Source organism: Paenibacillus sp. Soil766 (assembly GCF_001428105.1).
Lineage (GTDB): Bacteria > Bacillota > Bacilli > Paenibacillales > NBRC-103111 > Paenibacillus_E.
In genome coordinates this window covers 172,284-184,840 of record NZ_LMSJ01000006.1, presented here as the reverse complement: position 1 = coordinate 184,840, position 12,557 = coordinate 172,284, and the positions used below count along the sequence as shown (strand labels likewise).

At 44.3% G+C, this 12,557-nt stretch carries 8 protein-coding genes and 1 pseudogene; 8 read left to right on the top strand and 1 reads right to left on the bottom strand.

Going from position 1 to position 12,557, the window contains the following annotated elements; translation table 11 throughout:
* Window positions 1-386: 386 nt before the first annotated feature.
* A complete protein-coding gene (gdhA, locus tag ASG89_RS06230; protein WP_235549638.1) occupies window positions 387-1,757 on the bottom strand; it encodes an NADP-specific glutamate dehydrogenase in 1,371 nt (456 codons plus the stop codon).
* Between the two features lie 286 nt (window positions 1,758-2,043).
* Between gdhA and ASG89_RS06225 the strand changes: the two genes are divergently transcribed.
* The 8 genes and pseudogenes from ASG89_RS06225 to ASG89_RS06190 all read left to right on the top strand — a co-directional run bounded on the left by ASG89_RS06225 (window position 2,044) and on the right by ASG89_RS06190 (window position 12,556).
* Window positions 2,044-2,628: a TetR/AcrR family transcriptional regulator gene (locus tag ASG89_RS06225; RefSeq protein ID WP_057309709.1), complete on the top strand. Its 585-nt coding sequence runs from the start codon at window positions 2,044-2,046 to the stop codon at window positions 2,626-2,628.
* 224 nt (window positions 2,629-2,852) lie between these two features.
* Window positions 2,853-3,977, top strand: coding sequence for a glycoside hydrolase family 88 protein (locus ASG89_RS06220; protein ID WP_057309707.1), 1,125 nt, complete (start codon window positions 2,853-2,855; stop codon window positions 3,975-3,977).
* A gap of 171 nt (window positions 3,978-4,148) precedes the next feature.
* Window positions 4,149-5,135 carry an ABC transporter permease gene (locus tag ASG89_RS06215; protein WP_321166476.1) on the top strand — a complete coding sequence of 329 codons (987 nt, stop codon included), beginning with the start codon at window positions 4,149-4,151 and terminating at the stop codon, window positions 5,133-5,135.
* A 42-nt stretch (window positions 5,136-5,177) separates the two neighbouring features.
* A complete protein-coding gene (locus ASG89_RS06210; RefSeq protein ID WP_057309705.1) occupies window positions 5,178-6,053 on the top strand; it encodes a carbohydrate ABC transporter permease in 876 nt (291 codons plus the stop codon).
* Between the two features lie 124 nt (window positions 6,054-6,177).
* Window positions 6,178-7,851, top strand: coding sequence for an extracellular solute-binding protein (locus ASG89_RS06205; protein ID WP_057309703.1), 1,674 nt, complete (start codon window positions 6,178-6,180; stop codon window positions 7,849-7,851).
* 105 nt (window positions 7,852-7,956) lie between these two features.
* A pseudogene (locus ASG89_RS06200) lies at window positions 7,957-9,021 on the top strand (hyaluronate lyase); the annotation flags it as partial.
* A 3-nt stretch (window positions 9,022-9,024) separates the two neighbouring features.
* A complete protein-coding gene (locus ASG89_RS06195; protein WP_321166477.1) occupies window positions 9,025-10,713 on the top strand; it encodes a polysaccharide lyase family 8 super-sandwich domain-containing protein in 1,689 nt (562 codons plus the stop codon).
* Between the two features lie 349 nt (window positions 10,714-11,062).
* A complete protein-coding gene (locus tag ASG89_RS06190) occupies window positions 11,063-12,556 on the top strand; it encodes a glycoside hydrolase family 28 protein (protein ID WP_057309696.1) in 1,494 nt (497 codons plus the stop codon).
* Window position 12,557 lies beyond the last annotated feature (1 nt).

Here is a 12,557-nt window from a genome sequence, read left to right as displayed (position 1 = left end):
GTTGGCGGAATTCACTCATCTCGGACACCTCGTAATTTGGATAGGTCTATTATCTAACTCCCCAATTCGTTGTGTCCACTACTAAGTCTAAATTCATACAGACGTGAAGCAGAGCAAAGGAAGCCCAGTAAGTCGAAAAAATCGACTTACAGACGTGAAGCAGAGCGAAGGAAGTCGTGTAAGTCGAAAAAGATGTTTGGAACTACTTCAGCAATTGGCGTTTTCCTCACATACTAACAACTACAAATAGGGTGTCCCAAAGTAGATTTCACTACTTCAGGACACCCTATCCCTTTAAGGCACTAAAGTTCCCATTCGATGTCCATTTCTCGGATTAGCCGCAATGGTACATGTTAGTTCTCTTTACAGGCTGCCATTATTAGCTTCTAAATGACACCTTGTGCAATCATGGCATCTGCCACTTTGATAAAGCCAGCAATATTGGCGCCAACTACGAGATTGCCCGGATGGCCATATTCATCTGAAGCCTGGACAGCACTTCTGTAGATGTTTTTCATGATCGCATGTAGTTTATCGTCGACCTCATGGAACTGCCAAGAGTATCTCATGCTGTTTTGAGACATTTCCAGCGCGGATACGGCAACGCCGCCTGCATTGGCTGCCTTAGCTGGCCCAAACAACACGCCTGCCTGTAGGAATACATCAATCGCTTCTAAGGTGGATGGCATATTCGCACCTTCCCCAACTGCTTTTACCCCGTTGCTAACAAGAAGCCTGGCTGAAGCCTCATCAATCTCGTTCTGTGTTGCGCTCGGGAGAGCGATATCACATGGAATGGACCATATGCCGTTACATCCTTCATGGTAGGTTGCGGACGGATGCTCTTTAACATACTCACTGATTCTTGTTCTTTCCACTTCTTTCAACCGTCGAAGCGTGTCTAAGCAGATGCCGTTTTTATCATAAATGTAGCCGTTGGAGTCGCTGCAAGCTACAACCTTAGCGCCTAGCTTTACCGCTTTCTCTATCGAATAGATAGCCACGTTGCCTGATCCGGATACGACTACAGTGCTTCCCTCGAAGCTAAGACCTTTGGAATTCAGCATCTCGTTCACAAAGTACACACAGCCATAACCCGTCGCTTCGGTACGTCCCAAGCTGCCGCCATAGATAATTCCTTTACCAGTCAATACACCAGCCTCATAAGCTCCGCTAATACGCTTAAATTGACCGAACATGTAACCAATTTCGCGTGCCCCTACGCCAATGTCTCCAGCAGGTACATCAGTGTCTTGACCAATATATTTATATAGCTCTGTCATGAAGCTTTGGGTAAAACGCATGACTTCGTTATCCGACTTTCCTTTTGGATCGAAATCGGAGCCGCCTTTGCCTCCGCCGATAGGTTGACCTGTAAGGGAGTTTTTGAACGTTTGTTCAAACCCTAGGAATTTGATAATACTTGCATTTACAGAGGGATGGAAACGCAATCCGCCCTTATACGGCCCAATTGCACTGTTAAATTGAACACGGAAACCGCGATTTACTTGTGTAATCCCTTGGTCATTTACCCACGGTACTCGGAAAGTAATTAAACGCTCCGGCTCAACGAGACGCTCAAGAATAGCGTGTTTCATATATTTCGGGTGTTTGGAGAAAACTGGAATCAAAGATTCGATAATTTCTTTTACAGCTTGATGGAACTCAGTCTCATTCGGATTACGTTTGACTACGGTTTCGTAAATGCCATGTACATATTCTCTTGCAACTACCTCATTATCTACTTGAACTAACACAATGTCATCCACCTTCGCATTTCAAATATATAAAATAAGTTTATTAGTATAGTTTTACCCTATTACGGCCAATAGGGCAATCAAAATTTACATGTCATGTAAGCTTACTAGCTTGTGTAAATAAAGTGCCCATAAGAAATGGGGGATGTCAGTTTTACAAATGTCGAGAATTAGGGGGCTAAATTTGGACTTCATTTACATTATGTAGTATAATTCGCAATATTTAAAAAGATGACCAAATCTACTTTGTAACAAGCATACAATGTTTAAGTAAAGGAAAGAATCTATGGATAATCGAACTACTCGTACAGATCCACGTATCATTCGTACACGTCAATTGCTAAAAGATGCCTTTGTAGAATTGCTTCAAGAAATGGAAATCGAGAAAATTTCGGTTAATCGTATCGCAGAGCGCGCTACCATCAATCGTGTTACCTTCTATCTGCACTATCGAGACATTCCGGATATGATGGAAAAGATGGCAGATGAGATGATCGAGGAAATTTCTCGTATTCTGAACATAGAGTCAGGGGATCTACATGTCACTGATGAGGATGACTGGCCGATGCTGGTGAACTTGCTCGAACATTTTGCAGAGCATGCTAAGTTTTATAAAGTCATACTGGGTTCGCGACGAACGCCGATCTTTACGGACCGATTGTTAAAACTGTTGACGGAATTGATAACCGCGAGAATAGAGAGAATGGGGGATGACTCCGATCTATCCGCTGCAGGAATTCAAAAGGACATTGCCATATGGTACGGATCTTCAGCCTTAATCGGTACGATCGTTTCGTGGCTTCGAAAGGATATGCCGTATTCGCCACATTTTCTTGCTAAACAATTTACTTTAATGCGTTCACTGCCGTAAAAATGAATAGCGTGTAAAACCTGCAGATAGGAATATCTAGCAGGTTTTTTGTTTGCAACTTCTCGATGAACACGTCATACAAGGGATAACTCCCTTGCATGGCGCCTTTTCACGTTATAGCAAGCCTATACGCCTAACCTGTTAACCTAACGAAAACATGTATATTGAGCAATCAGCCTTCTATGGATATGCTTGGGACATTCAACAGAGGGAGTGTAGCGACAATGACACAAGAACAATGGATCAGGGATGCCTGGGAGCAAGGTGTCCGTAAAGTAAAGAACACGAGCCTCCGAGTAGGTGCAGCATTTCCTCACGGCTCGAACGAGGGTCAATTTCAATTGACCTCGCCGCATTACTGGACAGCAGGTTTCTGGTCAGGGATCTTATGGCTTATTTATCAAGATCGTCAAGATGAACAATTACGCCTTCTGGCTGAGAGTTGTGAAACACAAATGGATGCGGTTATTGAGGCGTATGAGCCCCTGGATCATGATATGGGCTTCATGTGGACGCTAACTTCAATAGCGAACTGGCATCTTACTGGAAACGAAGTGTCCAAGTGCCGAGCTTTGAAGATTGCCAGCCATTTGGCGGGGAGGTTCAACATTAAAGGAAGCTTCATTCGCGCATGGAACCATCCGGAGCGGGTCGGATGGGCGATTATCGATTGCATGATGAATTTGCCGCTGCTCTACTGGACGTCGCAGCAAACCGGCGACCCTCGCTTTGCGCATATCGCAGAAGCGCACGCTGAGATGGCCGCGAAGCAGTTTATTCGCAAGGATGGCTCCGCCTATCATGTCGTCTGTTTCAATCCCGAAACAGGAGAACGGGTCGGCGCTCTTGGTGGCCAAGGCTATGCGGAAGAGTCTGCATGGGCAAGGGGTTCGGCATGGTCGATCTATGGCTCGGTACTCAGCTACCGCCATACCGGCCGTGCCGATCTCTTGGCAGCAGCCGAGCATGCTGCCAGCTTCTTCCTCGCACACTTACCAGAGGATAAGGTGCCGTATTGGGACTTCCGCTTGCCGTCCTCCGAGACGGCTCCACGGGATACGAGCGCAGCAGCCATTGCGGCAAGCGGGCTGCTTGATCTAGCTGAGGTAAGCGAAGGTGATCGGGCACTCTTTTATAAGGAACAAGCGTGTGCGATCTTACAGTCACTTTCTCAACATTATTCGGCAGATGATTCGGAAGAAGCGATTCTGCTTTCGGGGACAGGCAACTTGCCTGGCAATCAGAACATTAACAAGCCGCTCATCTACGGTGATTACTACTATATGGAAGCTTTGGCGAAGCTACAAGGTCATCAAACCTTCTCAATAGCTAAAGCGTTAAGAGCTTAGCTCACCAATTTCATGTATATAGTCACATGTATATCCGAAGAAAAAGTGTATATCAGACAGCAGAAATCCCCGATATATCAGCCTGTTAACTGATCGAAATCATGTATATTGTACGGATGACGGCTGAGCAGGTACGATGAGTTCAAATTACAGAGCAGGGAAGTGACACCGATGAGTCAAGCGAACCCGCCTTCAACATCCGCAATGGTTAATCAGAAGGCGAGCCCAGTAAAAACCAAAAGCAATTGGTTGATTAGGAAGTATGGCAAACGCGTTCTAAAACAGAACATTCCGTTATACATCATGTTTGTGCCAGTTATTGCTTTCTTCCTTATTTTTAAATATTACCCGATGTCAGGCTTAGTCATTGCTTTTAAGAAGTACAGCTTTATTAAAGGAATCTGGGGCAGTCCTTGGGCAGGTCTGGATAACTTTAAAATGATCTTTCAAACGAAACAAATTTTTAATATCGTGTGGAACACGCTTAAACTGAGTGGGTTAAGCATCATCATTGGCTTCCCGGTTCCTATTATAGTAGCGCTGCTTCTGAATGAAGTGAGGAAGATGGCCTTTAAGCGACTGGTACAGACGCTGGTCTATCTGCCGCATTTTCTCAACTGGGTCATTGTTGGGGGCATCGTGGTTACGGTCTTTTCACAAAGTACAGGTACACTCAGTCATCTTATTGAAAAGCTTTTTGGCGAATCGTATCCGTTCTTATATAAAGAAGCATCCTGGATTTCCATTTATCTGGGAGCGGGTGTTTGGAAGGAAGCGGGTTGGAACGCGATTATTTATCTAGCAGCACTAACAGCCATTGATCAGAGCTTATATGAAGCATCAAGCATAGATGGCGCCAATAAATGGCAGCAAACGATACGGATTACATTGCCGGCGATTATGCCTACGATCATTATTATGTTGATTTTGAAAATCGGACATCTGATGGAGTTAGGTTTCGATCAAGTGTTTGTCCTTCAGAATAATGCTGTACTTGAAATATCTGAGGTCATAAGTACATTTATGTACAAAATCGGAATTCAGCAAGCAAATTTCAGCCTTGCGACAGCAATGGGATTGTTTGAATCCCTAGTAGGTCTCATCTTGGTACTTGCCGCTAATCGCATTGCACGCCGTTTCGGCCAAGGGTTATGGTAGGCGAACACGCTGTGCACGGACTATGTTAAGAAGGAGAAGCTTATGAATCATACACGCGGAGAAAAGGTGTTTTTCGGCCTCAATTATATATTTTTGTTCATCATTGGTCTCAGCTGCTTGTTGCCAATTTTGCATATATTTGCACTATCACTTAGTGATAAGCATGCGTTAATGTCGGGAATGGTCAGCTTTTGGCCTATTAATTTTAGCTTAGATGGCTATACAGCGCTTTTTAAGGAAAGCCCAATCATCACGGATTTTAGGAATAGTGTGATTATTACGGTTGTAGGGACATGCTTGAACATGGTGTTCACGATCCTGGCTGCATACCCCTTGTCGAAACGTTATTTTATCGGACGTAAATTTTATTCCTTTGCTATTATTTTCACCATGCTCTTCTCTGCAGGTTTAATTCCTACCTATTTATTGATCCAAAAGTTAGGACTCATCAATAGCTATGGCGCTCTGTGGCTGCCTGGCTTGATCACGGTGTATAATCTCTTGGTTTTGAGAAGCTTCTTTGAAGGATTGCCGGAAGAGTTGGAGGAAGCTTCGCGTATAGATGGCTGCTCCGAATGGCGCTTAATCATTCAGATTGTATTGCCATTGTCATTGCCAGTCCTAGCAGCGTTGACTTTATTCTATGGGGTTGCCCACTGGAACGCCTTTATGAATGTACTGATTTTCATTAATGATTCCAGTAAGTTGAATTTAGCTGTACTGGTTCAACAAATGATTCAGAATCAAAGTTTGATGCAAGAGCTGACGAATACACAGCCTGAATTAGCAGCAGCTATTACACCAGAGGGTGTTAAAGCGGCAGGGGTCATTGTGATGACTTTACCGATGTTGATTGTCTATCCATTCTTGCAACGGTTTTTCGTAAAAGGTGTCATGATCGGCGCTGTGAAAGGATAAATGGATTTATTTGAAAGGGGTGATGTGCAGCGCTAAACATGGTAGGCTTAGTTTTATAAGGATATGAAATTATAGGGGTTATTGTAAAATTGCACGTACATATTCTGAGGGGTGACTTATTCATATGAAGAAAATCAGCAAAATGAAAGCAACGTCCGTTTCCTTAGCTCTAGTACTCTCAAGCACAGCATTACTTACAGCTTGTGCATCGGATAAAAAGACTGATAGTGCAACAACATCGCCAAGCACTGCTAGCACAGCTGCGGCAAGTGCGAAACCTGCTGGACCTAAGCCGAAAATTACGGTTTCCATTTATGATCGTAACAATGTACCTGAGGGTGAAGGCACGATTACAAATAACCGTTGGACGAAATGGATCAATGAAAATGCACCTGTGCAAGTTGAGTTTATCCCTGTTCCACGCACGAACTCTTCGGAGAAGTGGAACGTGCTGTTCGCTTCTGGGCAAGCTCCTGACTTAGTCATGGAATTCTCGAATCCCTATATGAAGGATTTGGCAGCCAAAGGGCAAATTATTCCGCTCGATGATGCCATTGCGAAGTATTCCACAAATTACAAAAAGATGATTGCTGGCAATGAGTCCTTACAGAAATTAACGAGATTTAATGGGAAAACGTACTTTATGGGCCGTACTTTGCCATTTACAGCCAACCATTATGTGATGATTCGCCAGGATTGGTTGGATAAATTGAAGCTTCCAGTGCCAAAAACAACTGAGGAATATCTCCAAGTTGCCAAAGCATTCACTGAGCAAGATCCTGACGGTAACGGCAAGAAAGATACACTTGGTTCGACTTTCTATGATGTGGATGCTTTCTTCCAATTATATCAAGCAAGTGATGAGACATTGCCGATGATCACGTCCTATCATCTGATCAATGATCAATATGTGCGGACATGGGATCGTCCTAAAGCAGATTTAGCATTTAGAAAGGCTCTTTATGATGCTGGCACTGTAGATAAAGATACGTTCACAGATAAAAATGGTGCGAAAATGCAACAGGATTGGGTAAACGGCAAACTTGGCATTTATGGTTCTGATGTGTTAGAAGGAATTAAAGGATACGATGTCTACACTGCGCTGATGAAAAATAATCCAGATGCAAAAGTGACGATTATTCCGCTTCCGAAGTCTGAATTCGGGCAATTCTCACCTGCCGGTGCTGTACCTATGCAATTTACGTCTGCCATTAATGCTACAGCGAAGAACGTAGAAGCTGTTGTGAAATACGTCGATTGGCTGATGCAACCTGAGGTTCAAACGACATTGATGTATGGTATGGAAGGCGTTCACTATAAGATGGTAGATGGTTGCCCGAAACCGATTGATACTGAGAAAAACAAGAAAGAATTAAATTGGAATGGTGATTTCCAAATGATGTCTCAGACAGGCACGATGGGGAAATGTGTAGAGTATACGAACACATTGGATCCTTCGAAGCCGGTTGATAAAGCGTATATTGATTTAGTCAAACAAGGTAGAGCTGCTTACATCACAGCGGATCGTCCTACAACGTCCGAAGTCGTCCTTCCAGTAACATTGACGGAAGATCTGACAGTCATCAAGAACACGTTGAAGAATACACTCATTAACATTTATACAAAAGCAGTTGTTGGTGGAACTAGTTATACCGTTGATCAAGCGATGAAAGATGCACAAGATGCATGGGAAAAAGGCGGCGGTAAGAAAGTTGATGACTTCTTAACGAAAGCCTACGCAGATAATAAAAAAGATGTTATTTACACGAAAGATTACTATAAATTATTGACGAAATAAGACATAACAAATAAGTAGTTCAACAAAGTAGTTCATCATGCGCTTCCTTCCTGCAGCAAATTTGTTCGGGAAGGAAGCATTTTTACTATAGAAAGGGGATTATTAATGATTAATTCGCGTTTATTGAAAGCGCTTTTATTGGTAGTGGCTTTCATTGTCAACCTAGTAGCACTTCCAGTGAACCCTGCCTATGCGGCAGATGAGTATGACACCTTGCGAGCGAAAATTTACGATTTTACAACTGGAGGCCTGACGTACGATCCGGCTGACCCAGACATCAGTGGCAAGATCACCAATATTACGATCCTTGCACAAACAAACTGGGATACGATGAATAAGGCTGCAGGTAGAACCTACCTGTGGAACGACTTGGCAACGACTACAGAGTCGGAGCATGTTTCGGGAAGCTACCAACGGTTAGAAGCGATGACATTGGCTTATGTGACTAGAGGATCAACGCTTTATAATAATGCAACTTTGCTGGCGGATATTAAAAGCGCGATGGATTGGATGTACACGAATAGATACAATACAAGCGTGCCTAAACGAGGTTATGACAATTGGTTTGACTGGCAGATCTCCTCGCCACTAAGCATCAATAATATTACTACATGGATTTATGCTAGTTTAACGTCAACGCAGATTAGTAATTGGCATGCTGTCATCGACTATCAAGCGCTTCAATGGGGCGCCGGCCTGACGGGAGCCAATCGCGTATGGGCTTGCAATATTAAAATTACAAGCGGGATTATTGTCAAGAACGGTGCCAAAATTATAGAGGGACGGGACCAGCTTAGTTCGGTATTTGATTATGTGACTACTGGTGAAGGGATGTACAGCGATGGTTCATTTCTTCAACATACCGCACTCATTCCCTACAACGGCGGCTACGGCATTAGTTTGCTCGATAATTAAACAAAGGTGATGTATGTAGTTGCAGGTTCTACATGGGACATAATAGATCCGGATGTGAATAACATCTACCAATGGATTTATAATGCTTTTGAACCGCTATTCTATAATACCTCTATGGTTGATATGGTGAGAGGACGAAACATTGCTAGAAAAGCCAGCGATGATAAGGGATTAACGTCAATGGGGGCGCTTGGAGCTTCCGTGGCAAGGATGGCTATGTCGGCACCATCCGCCTCCGATCGGGCAGCATATAAATCAATGATCAAGAAATGGATGACGGAGGCGACATCTCCTACCAAGTATTCCGATTTGGTTATGATCAGCTCTATCGTGCAAACGAAACAAATCATGAATGATCCGTCTGTTACTACGAGAGATGCGCTTGTCATGAACAAACAATACCCTAACATGGCCAGAACTATACATCATAGACCGGGATTCGCATTTGGAATCAGTATGTCCTCCAATAAAATCGGGAATTTTGAAATTGTTAACAATGAGAATTTAAAGGGCTGGCATACCGGGGATGGGATGACCTATCTCTATGATACTGATTTGACTCAGTATAAGGATTCTTACTGGCCTACCGTAAACAGTTATCGTTTACCTGGCACTACAGTCAATCAGAACACGACAGGGGCAGCGAATGCCAAAAATCCGAATTCTTGGGTTGGAGGCACAGAAATATCGGGACAATACGGGATCACAGGTATGCAGTACACGGCGAATAGCGCCACGCTGACAGCGAAGAAATCATGGTTCATGTTTGATGATGAAATCGTGAGTCTGGGTGCTGGCATTACATCTACAGACAACAAGGTTGTGGAATCCATCGTCGAAAATCGTAAGCTGAACAGCAGTGGTACTAATGCACTTACGGTAAACGGTGCTGCAAAGTCAAGCACATTAGGCTGGAGTGAAACGATGACCGGCGTGAATCGGATTCACTTGGCCGGAAATGTGGCAGGTTCAGATGTTGGTTACTATTTCCCAACGGCAACGACATTAAAGGGGTTGCGCGAGGCGCGAACAGCCCAATGGTCGAGTATCAACCAATATTATACAGGCCCGGAATACTTTACGAACTATACACGTAACTACATGAATCTGCGGTTCGATCATGGCACGAATCCGACGAACGCTGGGTATGCCTATGTACTGCTGCCAGGCAAGTCCAGTGGACAGTTGGACACGTATACAGCTAACCCGGACATTACGGTGATTGAGAATTCAACCGCTGCTCAGGCTGTGCAAGAAAATGCACTTGGTATTCTAGGGATTAACTTCTGGAATGATGCGGTAAAAACGGTTAGTGGTGTCACCAGCAACAAAAAGGCGTCTGTCATGGTCCGTACAACCGAGAACGGAACGGAAGTTTCCGTATCTGACCCAACGTTGGCCAATACGGGCACCATTCAACTTTCGCTTACGCAAAATCTGGGGCCGGTTGTTTATAAGGATTCACGCATCACAACCAGCACGAGCGGAGGTACGACCACCCTCACCGTGAATGTGAATGGTGCTGGCGGCAAAAGCATCAAGGTGTACTTTGCAACGCCTACTGGCGTCCCGATTACCGGTTACACAGGCACTGTCACAGCTGATGATAGCAACTGGAAAAATGCCTTAATCATTTCGGACAACAGTGTAACAGCCAATAACGTAGCGGCTCAATTAGTGATGCAAAACGGCAAGGTTTGGGGCTATAACGGCAGCACCAAAACGGATGTATTAACAGGAATCACGAGTGGCCAGCCGTATCGTCTGAAGGTAGTAATCAATGTGTCAACGAAAAAATACGACGTCTACATCAACGATGTGCTGCTTGCTACGAGCTGGAATTATCGCTTCACAGGCGTAACCACGCTCGACAAGTTTTCTACCTCGATCGCCGGCAACGCCAGCTCGATGAGTGTAGATGATGTGAAGGTGAGTTATAATCCGTAATTTGTTGCAAAGAAGCCTGAGGATGCCTCAGGTTTCTTTGTTTACCACACCATATGATTTGAGGTGAGTGAAGCTTCGCCCATTTGAGTTTACACTGATTCAATGTGACAGGATGGTTGCGGCAAACCGGTGGTAAGTTGGGGGAGTTTCATGAAATCTCCCGTGTTCCGGCGAGATCCATATTCATATGCCCCGGAAAAATTATCATGGGTCGTCCATCCTCGAAGGACTTCGATAGGTGTTTTTTCCATTTTAGACGCATGTTAATCCTGCAAAGAAATGTAGATTGATGGAGCGTTGTAAAATCGGTATGTTAAACCTGTTAGCTAAGAAGCTTAGGAGGATTAGAATGCCTGCAACGATTGAGACTTACTCCGTACCGTCTATTTACTCGGAATCAACGTATTATTCAGTGAAGGCGGATCATGTCGGGATACCGGTGATCTCTTTTCTGACGGATCGTGATTATGATTACGCTCATTTCTCTTTTTCCGGATCAACGACCATAACAATCAAGGTATGCGAGCCGATCGATTCGTTTTCGATAAGTCCGTTAGCGTTTGAGATTCAAGGAACGGTAGAGGAGAAACAGCTTACCTTCGACCTCCAAGAGTCCCGATATCTCATTGTGAAAATCAACAATTTGAAAGAACTCGTCCTGGTCGCAGATCCGCTTGAAGTGAGCGTTCCACCTGCATCTGGTAATGGGATCCATCATGTAGTTGCTGATTATAGTGCGGATCCTGCGGGAAAAACCATGGCTACTTCAGCGATTCAAGCGGCAATCAACGACGCCAGCTCAGCTGGCGGTGGCGTTGTCTATGTTCCCGAAGGCGTATTCTTGATCGGCAATCTGATCTTGAAAAGTCATGTTACTCTTTATCTTCAAGGAGGAGCCGTACTTAGGGCAACCGATCATAAAGAGGAATTTACGGTTGATTTTCATAAAGATAGTCTAAATTATGATGGAACCTGGCTCATCCAAACAGAACCCAATTCCGCCAATATTGCGATCACAGGTCGAGGGACGATCGATGGAAACGGTTCATGGCTCAGAGCTAATCAAAATTTTGTTAGCAATTTAATTGTGCCAATGTCAACTTCCCACTTCACAATCGATGGCATTATTGGTCGAGATGCCGGTCTCTGGGCGCTTATCCCGACTCGTTCCAAGCATGTGAAGATTGCGAACTACAAGGGTTTCCAATCGTTGGTTGACTATGAGGATGACGCCATAGATATTGTAGAGTCACAGCATGTAGTTGTTACACATACAATCGCCATTTCGGAGGATGACCCGTTCTCCACCAAAACCTGGAATGAAGCAACGGATATCGCACGAAATTGGCCGGGCTCGCCGCAAGTGCTTGAGCATGTGACGTTCGATGATTGTGTAGCATGGACCTGCTGTGCAGCTTTTAAGGTAGGGATGGGGGTAGAGCAAGCGCAACGGAATGTTATTTTTAAAAATAGTTACATCTATCAAGCCAGCCGTGCTTTAGCGATTCATCACCGCTTTGGTAAGGCTACCGCAGAGAATATCACCTTCGAGAATATCGATATTGAGCAAGTCATTCATACAAGAAATGGACCTTATTGGCTGCATTTGGAAATCGAAGATAGTGGAAGAGGGATTGGACCTGTTACTCAAGTGCTCTTGAAAAATATTAAAGTACGTGATCAAGGCCGACTCCCGTCCATGCTGCGTGGAACAGATCCTTTCCTGATTGAAGGGGTTACCTTTGAGCAGATCTATATGAAGGGCAGCACGAAGACGGCAACAAGTTTGGAAGAGATGAATATCCACAATATCGAACTATATGTTTTGAATGAAATCAGGTAAG

Coding starts and splice junctions, on each gene's coding strand:
- ASG89_RS06225 (WP_057309709.1), top strand. CDS start 2,044: ATGGATAATCGAACTACTCGTACAGATCCACGTATCATTCGTACACGT.
- ASG89_RS06220 (WP_057309707.1), top strand. CDS start 2,853: ATGACACAAGAACAATGGATCAGGGATGCCTGGGAGCAAGGTGTCCGT.
- ASG89_RS06215 (WP_321166476.1), top strand. CDS start 4,149: ATGAGTCAAGCGAACCCGCCTTCAACATCCGCAATGGTTAATCAGAAG.
- ASG89_RS06210 (WP_057309705.1), top strand. CDS start 5,178: ATGAATCATACACGCGGAGAAAAGGTGTTTTTCGGCCTCAATTATATA.
- ASG89_RS06205 (WP_057309703.1), top strand. CDS start 6,178: ATGAAGAAAATCAGCAAAATGAAAGCAACGTCCGTTTCCTTAGCTCTA.
- ASG89_RS06195 (WP_321166477.1), top strand. CDS start 9,025: ATGATCAAGAAATGGATGACGGAGGCGACATCTCCTACCAAGTATTCC.
- ASG89_RS06190 (WP_057309696.1), top strand. CDS start 11,063: ATGCCTGCAACGATTGAGACTTACTCCGTACCGTCTATTTACTCGGAA.